Origin of the sequence: Egibacter rhizosphaerae (assembly GCF_004322855.1) — a bacterium.
In the GTDB taxonomy this organism is placed as follows: domain Bacteria; phylum Actinomycetota; class Nitriliruptoria; order Euzebyales; family Egibacteraceae; genus Egibacter; species Egibacter rhizosphaerae.
In genome coordinates this window covers 4,536,254-4,552,391 of record NZ_CP036402.1, presented here as the reverse complement: position 1 = coordinate 4,552,391, position 16,138 = coordinate 4,536,254, and the positions used below count along the sequence as shown (strand labels likewise).

The 16,138-nt window shown below is 72.0% G+C and carries 13 protein-coding genes; 12 read left to right on the top strand and 1 reads right to left on the bottom strand.

Translation table 11 applies throughout. The annotated features are described in order from the left end of the window. Positions 1-81: 81 nt before the first annotated feature. Positions 82-2,994, top strand: coding sequence for an excinuclease ABC subunit UvrA (gene uvrA, locus ER308_RS20860; protein ID WP_131157151.1), 2,913 nt, complete (start codon positions 82-84; stop codon positions 2,992-2,994). A 21-nt stretch (positions 2,995-3,015) separates the two neighbouring features. Here the strand turns inward: uvrA and ER308_RS20855 are convergent, their stop codons facing one another. After that, positions 3,016-3,753 carry a hypothetical protein gene (locus ER308_RS20855; protein WP_131156757.1) on the bottom strand — a complete coding sequence of 246 codons (738 nt, stop codon included), beginning with the start codon at positions 3,751-3,753 and terminating at the stop codon, positions 3,016-3,018. Between the two features lie 173 nt (positions 3,754-3,926). On the opposite strand from ER308_RS20855, the gene uvrC reads away from it, so the two are divergent. The 11 genes from uvrC (at position 3,927) to ER308_RS20800 (ending at position 16,136) form a co-directional block, all read left to right on the top strand. After that, positions 3,927-5,849 (top strand): excinuclease ABC subunit UvrC, encoded by a 1,923-nt coding sequence (gene uvrC / locus ER308_RS20850; RefSeq protein ID WP_131156756.1) that lies wholly within the window; start codon positions 3,927-3,929, stop codon positions 5,847-5,849. After that, positions 5,846-6,757, top strand: a complete 912-nt coding sequence (rapZ, locus tag ER308_RS20845; RefSeq protein WP_131156755.1) for an RNase adapter RapZ — start codon at positions 5,846-5,848, stop codon at positions 6,755-6,757. The genes uvrC and rapZ overlap by 4 nt, the downstream gene beginning before the upstream one ends. After that, on the top strand, positions 6,754-7,722 hold the full coding sequence (locus ER308_RS20840) for a gluconeogenesis factor YvcK family protein (protein WP_131156754.1): 969 nt from the start codon (positions 6,754-6,756) through the stop codon (positions 7,720-7,722). The genes rapZ and ER308_RS20840 overlap by 4 nt, the downstream gene beginning before the upstream one ends. Positions 7,723-7,750: 28 nt before the next feature. Continuing rightward, positions 7,751-8,728: a DNA-binding protein WhiA gene (whiA, locus tag ER308_RS20835; protein WP_165492293.1), complete on the top strand. Its 978-nt coding sequence runs from the start codon at positions 7,751-7,753 to the stop codon at positions 8,726-8,728. A gap of 181 nt (positions 8,729-8,909) precedes the next feature. Further along, positions 8,910-9,914: a type I glyceraldehyde-3-phosphate dehydrogenase gene (gene gap, locus ER308_RS20830; RefSeq protein ID WP_131156752.1), complete on the top strand. Its 1,005-nt coding sequence runs from the start codon at positions 8,910-8,912 to the stop codon at positions 9,912-9,914. Between the two features lie 3 nt (positions 9,915-9,917). Continuing rightward, entirely contained in the window at positions 9,918-11,135 is a 1,218-nt protein-coding gene (locus tag ER308_RS20825) for a phosphoglycerate kinase (RefSeq protein WP_131157150.1), read from the top strand. Then, positions 11,132-11,911 (top strand): triose-phosphate isomerase, encoded by a 780-nt coding sequence (gene tpiA, locus ER308_RS20820; RefSeq protein ID WP_131156751.1) that lies wholly within the window; start codon positions 11,132-11,134, stop codon positions 11,909-11,911. Before ER308_RS20825 ends, tpiA begins: the two co-directional genes overlap by 4 nt. 163 nt (positions 11,912-12,074) lie before the next feature. Next, positions 12,075-12,476 carry a BlaI/MecI/CopY family transcriptional regulator gene (locus tag ER308_RS20815; protein WP_131156750.1) on the top strand — a complete coding sequence of 134 codons (402 nt, stop codon included), beginning with the start codon at positions 12,075-12,077 and terminating at the stop codon, positions 12,474-12,476. Next, positions 12,476-14,035, top strand: coding sequence for a M56 family metallopeptidase (locus ER308_RS20810; RefSeq protein ID WP_131156749.1), 1,560 nt, complete (start codon positions 12,476-12,478; stop codon positions 14,033-14,035). Before ER308_RS20815 ends, ER308_RS20810 begins: the two co-directional genes overlap by 1 nt. A 166-nt stretch (positions 14,036-14,201) precedes the next feature. Next, positions 14,202-14,435: a preprotein translocase subunit SecG gene (gene secG / locus ER308_RS20805; protein ID WP_131156748.1), complete on the top strand. Its 234-nt coding sequence runs from the start codon at positions 14,202-14,204 to the stop codon at positions 14,433-14,435. A gap of 6 nt (positions 14,436-14,441) precedes the next feature. Next, positions 14,442-16,136 (top strand): ABC transporter substrate-binding protein, encoded by a 1,695-nt coding sequence (locus ER308_RS20800; protein ID WP_131156747.1) that lies wholly within the window; start codon positions 14,442-14,444, stop codon positions 16,134-16,136. The last annotated feature ends 2 nt before the right edge of the window (positions 16,137-16,138 follow it).

Below are 16,138 nucleotides of genomic sequence, written 5' to 3'. Positions count from 1 at the left end.
ACGTCTGTGATCCGAGAGGACCTGGTGACCCGCACCGACACCGCCGACACGACCGACGACGAGCGCATCGAACGCGCTGGGATGTCCCCTCGCACCGCGACCCCGGCACCTGCGACCGGCGGTCGTGACGTCCTGGCGGTGCGCGGGGCCCGGGAACACAACCTCGCCGACATCGACGTCGACATCCCCCGGGACCGGCTCGTGGTCATCACCGGCTTGTCCGGCTCCGGGAAGTCGAGCCTCGCGTTCGACACGATCTACGCCGAGGGACAGCGACGGTACGTGGAGTCGCTCTCGGCGTACGCGCGCCAGTTCCTCGGACAGATGGAGAAGCCCGACGTCGAGTCGATCGAGGGGCTCTCGCCGGCGATCTCGATCGACCAGAAGTCGACGTCGCGCAACCCCCGCTCGACGGTCGGCACGACGACCGAGATCTACGACTACCTGCGCCTGCTCTACGCCCGAGTCGGTCAGCCGCACTGCCCCCGCTGCGGACAGGAGATCGCGAAGCAGACCCCGGAGCAGATCGTCGACCAGGTCGAGGGCTATCCCGAGGGCACCCGCTTCCAGATCCTCGCCCCGGTGGTGCGCGGCCGGAAGGGCGAGTACGACACGCTCATGCGCGAGCTCGCGGGTCGCGGCTTCGCGCGGGCCCGGATCACCTCCGGCACGCGCGAGCCCCAGATCGTGGACCTCGCCGGCGAGCTGCCGCGCCTGGAGCGGTACGAGCAGCACACGATCGAGGTCATCGTCGACCGGCTCGTGGCCAAGGACGGGATCCGCCGCCGACTGGCCGACTCGATCGAGACCGCCCTCGAGCTCGGCGACGGGCTCGCCGCGGTCGAGACCGTCCCGCGGAACGAGGAGGGCGAGGCCGAGCGCACGACGTTCAGCGAGCACCTCGCCTGCACGACCTGCCAGCTCTCATTCGACCAACTGGCGCCCCGCGACTTCTCCTTCAACACCTACTACGGAGCGTGTGAGACCTGCGGCGGGCTCGGCACCCGGCTCGAGGTCGACCCCGACCTCATCATCGGCGACCCGGCGCTGGGCCTCGACGAGGGCGTGATCCTGCCCTGGGCGACCGGCAGCACCTCGACGTACTACCGCCAGCTGCTGCGCGCCCTCGCCGCGCACATCGGCGTGGACCCGGCCACCCCGTGGCGGAACCTGCCCAAGGACGCCAAGCGCGTCGTGCTGCGCGGCCTGCCCGACGACGAGCGCATCCTCGTCCAGTACACCAACCGGTTCGGGAGGCGACGGCAGTACCGCGCCCGCTACGAGGGGGTGCTCGCCCAGCTCGTGCGGCGCCACGCCGAGAGCGAGAGCGAGCACACGCGCGAGCGGATCGAGCAGTACATGCGGCAGGTGCCGTGCTCGGCCTGCAAGGGCGCGCGGCTCAAGCCGCTCGCGCTCGCCGTGACCGTGGGCGGCAACTCGATCGCCGAGGCCTGCGCGTTGAGCGTCGCGGACGCCGACGCGTTCTTCTCGGGCCTCGAGCTGTCCGAGCGGGACGCGATGATCGCCGAGGGGGTCCTCAAGGAGGTCTCGAGCCGGCTCGGGTTCCTGCTGGCGGTCGGTCTCGACTACCTCACCCTCGACCGCTCGGCCGGGACGCTCGCGGGCGGGGAGGCGCAGCGCATCCGGCTGGCGACCCAGATCGGGTCCGGCCTGGTCGGCTGCCTCTACGTCCTCGACGAGCCCTCGATCGGGCTGCACCAACGGGACAACGAGCGTCTGATCGACACGCTCGCTCGGCTGCGCGACCTCGGCAACACGGTGATCGTCGTGGAGCACGACGAGGCGACGATCCGCTCCGCCGACCACGTCGTCGACATCGGCCCCGGCGCGGGCGAGCACGGTGGGCGGATCCTGCACTCCGGGCCCGTCGAGGAGCTGACCGGGGTGGAGGAGTCGCTCACCGGCGACTACCTCGCCGGACGGCGGGAGATCCCGATCGCCGGTGAGCGCCGCAAGCCCAGGCGCGGCCACGCCCTCACGATCCGGGGCGCGAAGGAGCACAACCTCCAGAACCTCGACGCGCGCTTCCCCCTCTCGGTCTTCACCTGCGTGACCGGGGTCTCGGGGTCGGGCAAGTCGACGCTGGTCAACGACATCCTGCGCACCGCCCTGATGCGCGAGGTCAATGGGTCGCGGGAGGTCGCCGGCAAGCACCGCCGCATGGAGGGGCTCGACGGGATCGACAAGGTCGTGGGGATCGACCAGTCGCCGATCGGGCGCACGCCGCGGTCGAACCCGGCGACGTACACGGGGCTGTTCGACCACATCCGCAAGCTCTTCGCCTCCACCCAGGAGGCCAAGGTGAGGGGGTATCAGCCGGGTCGCTTCTCGTTCAACGTCAAGGGCGGCCGCTGTGAGGCGTGCTCGGGCGACGGGACGATCCTGATCGACATGCAGTTCCTGCCCGACATCCACGTGCCGTGCGAGGTGTGCAAGGGCGCTCGCTACAACCGCGAGACCCTCGAGGTGCGGTACAAGGGCAAGACGATCGCCGAGGTGCTCGACATGAGCATCGAGGAGGCACGGGACTTCTTCTCGTCGATTCCGGCGATCACCCGTCACCTCGAGACGCTCGTGGACGTGGGACTCGGCTACGTGCGGCTCGGGCAGCCTGCGACGACGCTGTCCGGCGGCGAGGCCCAGCGGGTGAAGCTCGCCAGCGAGCTGCGCAAGCGCGCGACCGGCCAGACGGTCTACATCCTCGACGAGCCCACGACCGGGCTGCACTTCGAGGACGTGCGCAAGCTGCTGAGCGTGCTGCACCGACTGGTCGACAAGGGCAACACGGTCATCGTGATCGAGCACGACCTCGACGTGATCAAGACCGCCGACTGGGTGATCGACCTCGGGCCGGAGGGCGGCGCCGGCGGTGGGCGTCTGGTCGCCCAGGGATCACCCGAGCAGGTCGCCGCGGTGGGGGAGAGCTACACCGGCAAATTCCTGGCGGGACTGCTCCAGCCCGCCGCTGGGTGACCCGAGGCGAGCGCTGCGCGCTCACCCGCGCAGGAGCTCCCCGATGGCCTCACGGGCCGCGACGCCGCTGACTGGTCGCACGATCACCGAGGCGTCGGTCTCCTCACGGTGCGCGAGCCACAGTCCGCTCGCGCCCGCGTCCAACACCCACAGCTCGGGGCCGTCGACGACCGTCAGGCGCCAGCGCAGCCCGGCCCCCTTCAGGCCGTCGGCGAGGGCCCTGCCGAACTCGTCGTCGCCCGCCACGGTGAGGACCTCGTCCCGGTCGAGCCCTTCGTCGGCGGCCACGAGCGCGACGAAGGCCTCCGCCGGAAGCCGGCGCGAGCCCTCCACCGGCGGGTCGGAGACCGTGCCCAACCCGACGAGCTCGGCCAGCAGCGCCGGTGCCTGCCCGGGCACGTCGGCCATGAGCGCGTACGTGTCCGGGTCGTCCGGCAGTGCGAGGCCGACGACGGCGAGCTCCCCCGCGCCCTCGGCCTCCGGGCCCAGCCACAACCGCGCGCGGTGCGTCGTGCCGTGGTCGCTGGCGACGAGGTCGGCGACGAGGCGCGCGGCCCCGACCGCATGCGCGAGCGGCGCGACCGCGGGCTCCAGCCCGCCTCGGCCGACGAGGCCGGCACGCCGCAGCTCGGCGAGCGGTTCGGCGACCGCGTGGTCGTGGAGCCGCTGGCTCGCCGGCTCGGTCGCCAGCAGGGCGAGCACCGCGAGCGCGGCGTGGCGCACGCGCAGGACCCCCGCCTCGGGATCGAACGTCGTCATCGACGCGCACCCTACCCGGCCGTGTCCGGGCGGGCTCGTGCTCTATCTCCGCACACGAATCCGCCCACGCGCGGCGAGCAGAACGCCGCAGCGGCACCGTGCGCACATGGGCACAGGACTCCACCCGGATGAGCGCACGGCGATCGCGCGCAGCGGTGCCACAATCGCGGGTGATGGCCTCCAACCCCGCGCTCGCCTTCAAGCCCGAACCCGGGACGATCCCGACCGACCCCGGCTGCTACCTGTGGCGCGACCGCCACGGGCGCGTCGTCTACGTCGGCAAAGCGAAGTCGCTGCGGTCCCGCCTGTCGAGCTACTTCCAGGGCCTCAGCCAGCTCGGGCAGCGCACCCGCGCGATGCTCGAGGCGGCCGCCAGCGTCGAGTGGATCGTCTGCTCCGGCGAGGTGGAGGCGCTGCACCTCGAGTACAACCTCATCAAGGAGCACCGCCCCCGCTACAACATCCGGTACACCGACGACAAGAGCTACCCGTACCTCACGATCACGTACGCGGACGAGGTGCCGCGCGCGATGGTGCGGCGCAACCCCCGCAAAGACGGCAGCCGCTACTTCGGCCCCTACGCCCACGCCTACGCGATCCGCGAGACGCTGGACCTGCTGCAGCGCGTCTTCCCCGTGCGCACCTGCTCCGACGGGGTGTACGAGCGCTGCGCGCGCATCGAGCGGCCGTGTCTGCTCTACCACATCGGCCGGTGCGTGGCGCCCTGCGTCGGCCACGCGACACCCGAGGAGCACCGCGAGCTCGTGGACGATCTCATCGCGTTCCTCGAGGGTGACACCGACCCGGTGCTCGACGAGCTGACCGAGCGGATGCACGCCGAGGCCGAGCAGCTGAACTTCGAGGCGGCCGCGCGCATCCGCGACCAGCTCGATGCGGCCCGCAAGGCGCTCGCGAAGCAGCAGATGGTGACCAGCCGGCCCGAGGACTTCGACGCCATCAACCTCCACGAGGACGAGCTGGAGGCCGCGTTCCAGGCGTTCTTCGTGCGGCGGGGCCGCGTCGTGGGCCGCAAGGGCTGGACCGTCGACAAGGTCGAGGACCTCGACACCTCGCAGCTGGTACGCAGGTTCCTGCTCGACCTCGGCATGGAACGCGAAGACCAGCTGCCGCGCGAGCTCCTCGTCCCGGTGGAGCCCGACGACGCTGACGCGGTGAAGGCCTTCCTCGCGGACCTGCGCGGCGGGCCGGTGCACCTGCGGGTGCCGCAGCGGGGCGAGAAGGTGCAACTGCTCGACCAGATCGCCGAGAACGCGCACGAGGCCTTCACCCAGCACAAGCTCAAGCGCGCGCAGGACTTCACGTCCCGGAGCCAGGCGCTGCACGACCTCCAGGAGCACCTCGGGCTCGACGAGGCGCCGCTGCGCATCGAGTGCTACGACATCTCGACCCTGCAGGGCGCGAACTCCGTCGCGTCGATGGTGGTCCTGGAGGACGGGCTGCCGCGCTCAAACGAGTACCGCCGCTTCAAGATCCAAGGTGTGGCCGGGCAGGACGACTTCGCGATGATGCGCGAGGTCATCACGCGGCGGTTCAAACGCTTCATCGAAGAGGCCTCCCGGCCCACCAAGCAGCGCAAGTTCGCGTATCCGCCCAACCTTGTCCTGATCGACGGTGGCAAGGGTCAGCTGTCGGCCGCCCGGGAGGCCCTGGCGGACCTGGGGATCGAGGGAGTGGCCGTCGCCGCGCTCGCGAAGCGCCTGGAGGAGGTGTACCTGCCGGATCGCAATGACCCCGTGCGGCTGCCCCGGGCGAGCGAGGCGCTGTACCTGCTGCAGCGAGTTCGCGACGAGGCGCATCGGTTCGCGGTGCGCTACCACCGCACCGTGCGCGGCAAGGAGATGACGCGCTCGGTCTTCGACGAGGTTCCGGGCATCGGGCCGGCCCGGCGGAAGGCCCTGCTCGACCGCTTCGGCTCGCTGAAGGCCGTGCGGCAGGCCAGCGTCGAGGACCTCACCGCCGTCGAAGGAATCAGCGAGACGCTGGCGCGAACGATCTACGATCACCTCCACGGGCGAGGGGCCGCGGAGGGGGCCGAGGCCGAGCACCTCGGCGACGAGAGGAGCGCCCGAGGATGACGCAGGCTCCGGTGCCGGGCCCCGAGACCGCCATCGACGCCCCCGAGCTCGCCATCATCACCGGCATGTCGGGGGCCGGGCGGACGACCGCCGCGAAGGTGCTCGAGGATCTCGGGTTCTTCGTCATCGACAACATGCCGCCCTCGCTCATCGAGCGGGTCGTGGAGCTCGCGACCGCCCGAGGCAGCAGCGTCGACCGGATCGCGCTGGTCGTCGACGTCCGCGGTCAGGAGTTCTTCGGCGACCTGCGGGGGAACCTCGCCACGCTCGCCGAGCGCGGGCTCGACCCGATGGTCGTGTTCCTGGAGGCCGCGGACGAGGTGCTGGTGCGCCGGTACGAGGCGGAGCGTCGCACCCATCCGCTCTCCGGCAACGACCGGATCGTCGACGGCATCGCGCGGGAACGCGACGTCCTCGCCGATCTGCGGGCCCAGGCCGACCTCGTGATCGACACGACGCAGACCAGCGTGCACGACCTGCGCGACCGGCTCACCGATGCGTTCGGTCGCGGTCGGGGCGGCCTGGCGGTCAACGTGGTCAGCTTCGGGTTCAAGCACGGCACGCCGCGCGACGCCGATATCGTGCTCGACGTGCGCTTCCTCCCCAACCCGCACTGGGTGGAGGAGCTGCGCCCGTACACCGGTCTCGACGCGCCCGTGCGCGACTACGTGCTGGGCCAGGAGGCCACCGAGCCGTTCCTCGCCAAGCTGTACGAACTCTTCGACCTGATGGTTCCCGCGTTCGTCCGCGAGGGCAAGCACTACCTGACGGTCGCGATCGGTTGCACGGGCGGACGCCACCGCTCGGTCGTGCTGGCCGAGGAGCTGGCCGGTTACATCTCCCGTCACCATCAGGACGAGGTGGCCGTACAGGTCGACCATCGCGATCGTGAGGGGCCGTCGACATGAGCGCAGCCAACCGTGCGGTCGTGGCGATCGGTGGCGGCCACGGGCTGGCGGCCGGCCTCGACGCGCTGCGCCGTCTCGACGTCTCGCCGACCGCGATCGTCACCACCGCCGACGACGGGGGGTCGACCGGTCGGCTCCGGCGCGATCTGGGCGTCATCGCGCCCGGGGACCTGCGGATGGCACTGCTCGCGCTCGCCGAACCCGGCCCGCTCGCCGCTGTCACCGCGCACCGCTTCGACCGTGGGGAACTGGCCGGTCACGCCCTGGGGAACCTCCTGCTCGTCGCGCTCGCGGAACAGCACGGCGGGGACTTCGTGGCCGCGCTCGACACCCTCGCCGAGCTGCTCGGCTGCCAGGGGCGCGTCCTGCCGGCGACCGACACGCCCGTCGATCTGGTCGCCACCGCCGGCGGCGAACAGCTGCGCGGGCAGGCACGGATCACGCGCTCGGACGCCCGGATCGACGCCGTCCACCTCGAGCCCTCGGACGCGCCGGCGTGCCCGGAGACCCTCCGCGCGCTCACCGGGGCCGACGCGATCGTCCTCGGTCCGGGCAGCCTCTACACGAGCGTCGTCGCGGGACTGCTCGTGCCCGAGATCGCGCGCGCGGTCGCCGGCGCGAGCGCCCCGGTGATCTACGTCGCCAACCTCCGCACCCAGCGGGGTGAGACGGCCGGGCTCGACCTGGCAGCGCATGTCCGGGTGGTCGCGCAAGCGATCCATCCGCGGCCGCTGGACACGGTGCTCGCGCACGACGGGCCGATCCGTCGCGAGGAGGACGGCGACCCGGACCCCGCGCCCGTGGCCGGTCCGGTGCCCGATGGCTTGGCCCGCACCGTCCAGCGCGTGGATCTCGCAGCCCGGGAGGCCGACGGATCGGTCGGCGCCGGGCACGATCCGGATCGACTCGCCCAGGGGTTGGCGGCGGCCCTCGCCCTCCCGGTGCCGCCGATCGTCCGGGTGTGAGCGGGGCGGCATCGATCCGGGGAGAACGATGACCCTCACTCGAGCCCTGCGTGAGGAACTGGCACGCCGTTCCGAGGATCCCCCCGAGGAACGCGATGCCGAGGTGGCCACGGCGCTGCGGTGTGGCGGCGCGTGGTTCCGGCGGGGTGGTGACTCGCAGGAGGGCACCGGCTCCGGCTGGGTCTTCGCGAGCGCGATCGCCGCCGCCGCGCGGAGGGTACGGGCCTCGGTGGCCGCCCACGCGCACGAGCCCCCCGCCGTCGAGGTGCAGCGTCCCGGCGGGCTCATCAGGGAGGCCCGTTGGCGGGTCGTGGTCGAGGATCGCGCGGCGCTCACGGCGCTCGGGTTGACCGACGACCAGGGGCGCCCTCAACCGGGGGGGCTGCCCTCCGGGCAGGCCGCCCGTCTGGCTGCCCTGCGCGGCGCGCTGCTCGGGGCCGCGACGCTCTCGGATCCCGGGCGCAGTCCGAACCTCGACCTGCGCGCACCGGGGGAGGCACTGGCCGCCGACCTGGTCGACGCACTCGCCGCGATCGACGTCGATGCCGCGCACGGCGCCCACGGCGACGCGTGGCGGGTCACGGTGCGCTCGGGAGCCGGGATCGCCCGCCTGCTCGTGCAGGTGGGCGCGTACGGCACTTTCCTGAGCTTCGATGAGGGCCGCCTGCGCCGCGAGCTGCGGGCGGACGCGAACCGCGCCGCCAACGCCGAGCGCGCCAACCTCGGCCGCGCCGTCAGCGCCTCGAGCCGCCAGACCGAGGCCATCGCGCAGCTGCTCGCCGACGGCGCGTTGGACGACCTGTCCCAGGAGCTCCGTGACGTCGCGCTCGCTCGCCTCGCGAACCCCGGCGTGAGCCTGGCCGAGTTGGCCCGCCTGGTCGGCGTGGGCCGCGCGACCGTGCACCGGCGATTGGCGCGCCTCGAGCAGGTCGCCGCCGAGCGCGGGTCCACCGACCGGCTTCCGGAGGGACCATCGGGCAGAGAGCCACCGGACGTCGTTGGGTAGCATGTCGTCGGCCCACCGGCCTCGACCGCCCGAGTGGTCCGCTACTCGGGGCCCGGCGTCCGAGACCGCACCGACCGACCACCCTGAGCGCCCAGGAACGATTCGCGCGCGCAGTGCACACACACGCGGGGCCCTTGAACAGATCACACCGCCAACCACTGGAACCGCAGGAGGACTTGCCATGACAACCCGTGTCGGCATCAACGGATTCGGCCGCATCGGCCGCGTCGCCCTACGCGCGGCGCTCGAGCGCGGCGTCGACATCGAACTCGTCGGCGTGAACGACCTCACCGACAGCGCGACGCTCGCCCACCTGCTCAAGTACGACAGCGTCCACGGGCGGTTCTCGGGAACCGTCGAGACCAAGGGCGACGACCTCGTCGTCAACGGCAAGACGATCCGCGTCACCGCGGAGAAGGACCCCGCGAAGCTGCCCTGGAAGGACCTCGGCGCCGACGTGGTGATCGAGTCGACGGGGATCTTCAGCCAGGGCGAGAAGGCCGCGGCCCACCTCGACGCGGGTGCGAAGAAGGTGGTCATCTCCGCCCCGGGCAAGGGCGAGGTCAAGACCATCGTTCCCGGCATCAACGACAGCGACTACGACCCCTCGAGCCACGACGTGCTGTCGATGGCGTCGTGCACGACCGGGTCGGTGACGCCACTCGCGAAGGTGCTCGACGACGCGTTCGGCATCGAGCAGGCCTTCATGACGACGGTCCACGCCTACACGAACGACCAGACCCTGCTGGACGCGCCCCACAAGGACCTGCGGAGGGCTCGGGCCGGCGCGCAGTCGGTGATCCCGACCACGACCGGTGCCGCGAAGGCGGTCGCGCTCGCCCTACCGCACCTCGAGGGCAAGATCGATGGGATGGCCCTGCGGGTCCCGGTCCCGAGCGGCTCGATCAGCGATTTCGTCGTGACGGTGCGCGCGACCCCGAGCCGCGACGAGGTCAACGACGCGTTCCGGCAGGCCGCCAACGGGCCCTTGCGCGGGATCCTCGAGTACACCGAGGACCCGATCGTGAGCCCGGACATCATCGGCAACCCGCACAGCTGCATCCTCGACAGCCTGCAGACGATGGTGTCGGGCAACCAGGTCAAGGTGCTCGGTTGGTACGACAACGAGTACGGCTACTCCGCCCGCCTCGCCGACTTCGCGGCCTTCCTCGGGGAGCGGCTGTAGGTGATGGCGGAACAGCCACCCCGCACCGAGACCCCCGTCCCAGCGCTCGATTCCCTCGACGCGAGCGGTCGGACCGTCCTCGTCCGGGCCGACCTCAACGTGCCGTTGCACGAGGGCGAGGTGACCGACGACCTGCGGCTCGAGGCGTCGTTGCCCACCCTGCGGACGCTGCTCGACCAGGGTGCGCGTGTCGTCCTGATGAGCCACCTCGGCCGACCCAAGGGCGAGCCGTCGGAGGAGTTGCGCCTCGGACCCGTCGCCGAGCGGCTCCGAGACCTGCTCGGCGAGAGCGTCACCGCGGCCCGGGACATCGTGGGCGACGACGCCCGGGCTAAGGTGGCCGCGTGCGAGCCCGGGCAGGTCGTCCTGCTCGAGAACCTGCGATTCGATCCGGGCGAGACCAAGAACGACCCGGAGTTCGCGGACCGTCTGGCCGCGTTCGGCGACGCGTACGTCAACGACGCCTTCGGGGCCGCCCACCGCGCGCACGCGAGCGTCGTGGGGGTCCCGGATCGCGTCCAGCCGGCGGTCGCCGGCGAGCTCATGGCCGCCGAGCTGCGGACCCTGCAGGGCTTGCTCGAGGACCCGCCGGGCCCGTTCATCGCGATCCTCGGCGGCGCGAAGGTGTCGGACAAGATCGGCGTGATCGAGAATCTGCTCGATGCCGTCGACCGGCTCCTGATCGGCGGGGCGATGTGCTACACGTTCCTCGCCGCGCAGGGCCACGACATGGCCGGGAGCAAGGTCGAGACCGACCAGCTGGACACCTGCCGCGAATTGCTCGCCCGTGCCGATCGGGCCGGCACCGAGCTGCGCCTGCCGGTGGACGTCGTGGCCGCGGCGGAGTTCGCCTCGGACGCCGACCACCGGACCGTCCCGGTCAGCGAGATCCCCGAGGGGATGATGGGCCTCGACATCGGCCCGGAAACGGTCGCGTCGTACGCCAGCACGATCGCCGACGCCCAGACGCTGCTCTGGAACGGGCCCATGGGCGTGTTCGAGTGGGACGCCTTCGCCGCCGGGACCGAGGGGATCGCCCGCTCGGTCGCCGCCTGCACCGGGTTCACGGTGATCGGTGGCGGCGACAGCGCGGCCGCGGTGCGGCAGCTCGGCCTCGCGGAGCAGGTCTCGCACGTCTCGACCGGCGGCGGGGCGAGCCTCGAGTTCCTCGAGGGCATCGACCTGCCCGGTGTCGCGGCCCTGCGAAAGGGCGCCGCATGAGCACACGCACTCCCTTCATCGCGGGCAACTGGAAGATGCACCTCGATCACCTCGAGGCGATCCAGCTCGTCCAGCAGCTGAGTTATCGGCTGAATCCGCGCGACATCGCCGAGGTGGAGATCGCGGTGATCCCCCCGTTCACCGCGCTGCGCAGCATCCAGACCCTCATCGAGGGGGACAAGCTCGAGCTGGGGCTCGGGGCGCAGGACGCGCACTGGGAGGACAGCGGCGCCTACACCGGCGCGGTGGCGCCGCCGATGCTGGCCAAGCTCGCCGTCGATTACGTGCTCGTCGGCCACTCGGAGCGGCGGAGCCGGTTCGGCGACGACGACGACGTCGTCGCCCGCAAGCTCGGCGCCGTGCAGCGGCACGGCATGATCCCGATCCTGTGCGTCGGGGAGACCTTGGAGGAGCGGGACGCGGGCCGTGCCGAGGAGGTCGTCGACCGACAGCTGCGTGCGGCGCTCGCCGGGCTCGACCGCCCCCACGAGGTCGTGATCGCCTACGAGCCCGTGTGGGCGATCGGGACCGGACGTACCGCCACCCCCGATGACGCCGATCACATGTGCGCCGCCGTGCGGCGGATCGTGGGCGAGATCGGGGGCGACACGCAGGCCGTGCGGGTGCAGTACGGCGGCAGTGTGAAGGCCGGGAACGCCGGGGACCTGTTGGCACGGCCCGACATCGACGGAGCCCTGGTCGGCGGGGCCAGCCTCGATCCCGACGGGTTCGCGGCGATCTGCCGAGCCGGCCGGGAAGGCGCCGTTGGGGCGTAGGCGGCCCATCGTCCGAGTACGGCCTTCCGCCGGCCCCCACCGAACTCGTACGATGAGCCCGGTACGCAGCGAAGCTCGCTGACTACGAGGAGCCCGCAACGCACTCGGCGTCAGGAGCCGCGACTGGCACTGCCGTAAGCGCGCGAACACAATCGAGGGACACATGGTCAGAAGACGAGACGAACTGCAGGGGCTGCTTGGGCCGCTCGAGACCGAGGTCATGGAGACCGTCTGGGATCAGGGCGACACGACCGTGCGCGAGGTGCACGCAGCACTGGGGGAGACGCGCGACCTCGCCTACACCACGGTGATGACCACGATGGCCCGGCTGGCCTCGAAGGGACTGCTCGAGCGTGACACGAGCGGGCTCGCGCACCGCTACCGTCCCGCGATCAGCCGTGACGAGTATGCTCGGACCACCGTGACGAGCGTGGTCGACTGGCTCGTCGAGCGGTTCCCCGAGCCCGCCCTCAGCTACTTCGTGGAGAAGATGGACGCGGACGGTGAGGCCGACACGGCGGACCTACGTTCGCGCGTGGAGCGATTGCGGCAACAGGAGGGGTAGTGCCGGACGGCTCGGGCGGCTTCTTCCTGCTGCTCACCGAGTCCTTCGCGGTGAGGGCCCTGCTCGGGTCCGTCGCCGCGGGGATCCTCGCGTGGGCGCTGGTCCGCCTGCGCCTCGTTCGCGGCGCGCACGCGCGCCGATTGCTGCTCCTCACCCCGGTCATCGCCGTCGCGGGGGCCGGGGTCGTCTCGATCGGGGAGGCGTTCCTGCCGCGTCTCTGGCTGGCCACCACGGCGTCCGGGCCGACCGATCAGCTGATGGCGTTCTTCGGGGAGCCGTGGTTCCTGACCCCGCAGCGCGAGATCGACCTCCTGCTGATCGCCTATCTGTTGATCGTGAGCGTCCTGGTCGGGCGCCGCCTCCTCGGCGTCCTGACGGTCGCCCGCCTGGTCCGGGCCGGCCGGCCCCCGGACGGCCATGCCGAGCTCACCCGCAGGTTCGCTCGGCTGGCGGCCGAGATGGAGGTGGCCCGCGTCGAACTCCGACTGCTGCGCGGTTGCCCGGGAGGCGCCGTGGCCACCGGCATCCGTCGACAGGTCGTCATTGCCGATCCCGACGTGCTCGCGGCGCTCGACGACCACGAGGTCGAGGGGTTGCTGGCGCACGAGCTGGCGCACATCCGTCGACGTGACGCGCTGACGGCGCTGATGTCGGGAGTCGTCCGCGACCTCACGTTCTTTCTCCCGCCGGTCCACACCACCGCCCGATGGCTGCGGCGCGAGCGGGAGGAGTCCGCCGACGAGCTCGCCGCCGCCCAGACCGGCAAGCCGGGTGCGCTCGCCTCGAGCATCCTGGCCGTGTGGGATCGGGCGCACTCGGCGGACCGCGCGGTGGCGTGCGCGGCGGTTCCCGCCCGCACCGGCAAGCGGGGCGGCCCCCGCGAGGCCGCCCGACTGGTCACCGGTCGGGTCGAGCGGCTCGTCGATCGTCCGCGCACGATCGGTGGAACACGACGTCGCTGCGAGCTGGGTGCCGCGGCGTTCGTCGGTGTGCTCGCCCTGGGGGTCGCCGTCGTGGTGCCGGCCTGGCTCGTCGGTCAGCTCAACGCTGCCGCGCTCGCCGTGGGGTACGTGCAGACCCCGCAGGCAGCCCAGGCCGACGATCCGCCCGCGTTCGCCACTTTCCGCGAGGTGACTCCCGAGCAGCGGGAGGGTCCACCCGCCATCACCGCGCCACCCATCGCCGACGCCGGTCCCCCCATCGGCGGGGCCTGGGGTGTCGCGAGCCAGGTCGAGGACGGGAGCTCGGCAGCATCGCCTGCCGGTGACGGACCGTTCGACGCGCCCGACGTGGCGGGCTCCGACGGTGGGGACCTCGCCGCGGAGCCTCGATCGCGTGCGAGCTCGGCGTGCCCCTGCATCGAGGGGCGGGTCGAACTCGCAGAGAGGGAGCGACGCGCGAGTTCCACGGCCACGCAGATGGTGTGGGCCACCGACGAGTCCTGGCAGCTCACGCTCGCACCCCAGCAATCCTCGGCCCGTCAGACGCGCCCCCTGCTGACCGTCACCGAAACGGAGCAACAGGTGGGCGTGTTCGTGCTCGGTGCCGCGACACGGTAGTCGGGGACGCACGAGCACCCGAACAGCGAGGACCCCGGGGCGCGAGCCGAGGCCACGGTCCGTCGCCCACCCGCGCCCTGCTCGGCTGCCCTGGCGCTGGTAACCTTACCCGTCGGCGCCGGCTGCGAGGCCGCGTCCCGTCACACCGTCGATCCGGAGGCCCGTTGTGCTCACCGGCGTGATCATCACCTTCCACGTGCTGATCTCGATGCTGCTGCTCCTGCTGATCCTGCTCAAGAGTGGCCGTGGCGGCGGGCTCGCGGACATGTTCGGCGGCGGCAGCGGGGGCGGCTCGATCACGGGCTCCACGGTGGTCGAGCGCAACCTCGATCGCATGACCGTGATCACGGCGATCCTCTTCGCCACGACGACGGTGCTGCTCGCCCTCCGACTCGCCTGACCCACGGTGCAACCCGCGCGGTGCCGCCCGACCCGCCCCGGTCGCGCGCTGCGCCCGGCGGTCGCCGTCCTCGCGGTCGGGCTGATGGCCCTCGTGACCGCCGCGGCATGCTCGGGCGCGGACGCCGACCCACCGGCCACCGAGGGCGATCCCACCGAGCCGCTGCTCGAGCCGGACACCGAGCGAGAGGCCGACGAAGGACCGAGCACGCTCAGATGGGCGATCGGCGAACCCGACGCGATCGTGCCCCCATTGGCGCGCGACCCCGACGGGCACCGAGTCGTCGATGCGCTCTTCGACGGCCTCATCGCCTTGGACGACGAGGGTCGGCCCGAGCCGCTCGTCGCCGATTCCTGGCGCAGCGACGAGCAGGCCCTAGCGTGGACCTTCTTCCTCGATCGCAACGCGCGATTCCATGACGGCACCCCGGTGACGTCCGAGGACGTGCGGACCTCCTGGCAGGCCGGCATCCGGGACGGTGAGCAACCCCCCCATCTCGGCGACGTGATCGGTTACGACGAGTTCGCCCGCGGCGAGACCGACTCGCTCGAGGGCCTGAGCACCCCCAACCGCTGGACGGTTCAGGTCCTGCTCGACCGGCCGCGCGCGGACTTCCCGGCGCTGCTGGCGCATCCCGCCCTGGCGCCCGTCCCGGCCGACCGCTGGGAGCACGAGCCCGAGGCGTTCGCGCGTGACCCCCTCGGCAACGGCGCGTTCGAGCTCGCCGAACCGTGGTCGCCGGGCGAGTTCCTGCGTCTTCGCGCGGCCGACGCGGCGCTCCTCGGCGACGGCCCCACCGAGCTCGTCTTCCGCGTCACGGATCCGGTGACCGGCTACGTCGCCTTCCAGCAGGGCCGGGTCGACGTCGCGACGGTGCCGCGCAGCGCGCTCGGGGACGCCCTCGACGTCTTCGGGGAGCTGTCCCCGAACGGGTCGGGATCCGGCGTGACGCGGACGGCGGGACTCGAGGTCTACGCCCTGGGCATGAACGTGATGACCGAGCCGTTCGACGATGTCCGCGCCCGCCGGGCGCTCTCGTTCGCGGTCGATCGGGAGCGGATCGCCGAGATCGGGTTCGAGGGCCACGCCGATCTCGCTCGGGGGGTGGCGAGCCGCGAGATCCCGACCGCCCAGTCGTCCGCGTGCCCATCGTGCGTGCACGCTCCCGAGAGCGCGGAGCGCCTGTTCGACCAAGCCGACCTCGAGGACCTCACGCTGTGGATCGATCGCGACGGCGGGCACGAGCCCATCGCCGAGCAGCTCGCCGACGATCTCGCGGCGGTGGGGGTGAACCTGGAGGTCCGCACCCTGGAGTTCCCTGACTTCCTCACCGCCATCGAGGACGGGACCGCGACCCTGTTCCGCAGCGGGTGGCAGGCCGAGCATCCCCTCCTCTCGGACGCGCTGATCCCGATGTTGCACAGCCGTAACGCCGACGGGGCCGTGGCGACCGGCAACCCGGGACGGTATCGCGACGAGGAGATCGACGAGCTCCTGGACGACGCGATGGCCGCGCTCGACCCCGAGGAACGCGCGGAGCTGTTCGGTCGTGCGGAGCGACTGGCGCTCGGGCGGGACATGGCATTCGTGCCACTCGTGGCCCCGCTGCAGCGACTCGTGGTGGGGGAGCGCGTCGCGGGAGGCTTCGACCCCGGGCCCGACGGACGTGTCGACCTCCGCGAGCTGTCCCTGCAGCCGTGATG

Coding starts and splice junctions, on each gene's coding strand:
- ER308_RS20840 (WP_131156754.1), top strand. CDS start 6,754: ATGAGCGCAGCCAACCGTGCGGTCGTGGCGATCGGTGGCGGCCACGGG.
- whiA (WP_165492293.1), top strand. CDS start 7,751: ATGACCCTCACTCGAGCCCTGCGTGAGGAACTGGCACGCCGTTCCGAG.
- rapZ (WP_131156755.1), top strand. CDS start 5,846: ATGACGCAGGCTCCGGTGCCGGGCCCCGAGACCGCCATCGACGCCCCC.
- ER308_RS20815 (WP_131156750.1), top strand. CDS start 12,075: ATGGTCAGAAGACGAGACGAACTGCAGGGGCTGCTTGGGCCGCTCGAG.
- ER308_RS20855 (WP_131156757.1), bottom strand. CDS start 3,753: ATGACGACGTTCGATCCCGAGGCGGGGGTCCTGCGCGTGCGCCACGCC.
- uvrA (WP_131157151.1), top strand. CDS start 82: ATGTCCCCTCGCACCGCGACCCCGGCACCTGCGACCGGCGGTCGTGAC.
- uvrC (WP_131156756.1), top strand. CDS start 3,927: ATGGCCTCCAACCCCGCGCTCGCCTTCAAGCCCGAACCCGGGACGATC.
- ER308_RS20825 (WP_131157150.1), top strand. CDS start 9,918: ATGGCGGAACAGCCACCCCGCACCGAGACCCCCGTCCCAGCGCTCGAT.
- tpiA (WP_131156751.1), top strand. CDS start 11,132: ATGAGCACACGCACTCCCTTCATCGCGGGCAACTGGAAGATGCACCTC.
- gap (WP_131156752.1), top strand. CDS start 8,910: ATGACAACCCGTGTCGGCATCAACGGATTCGGCCGCATCGGCCGCGTC.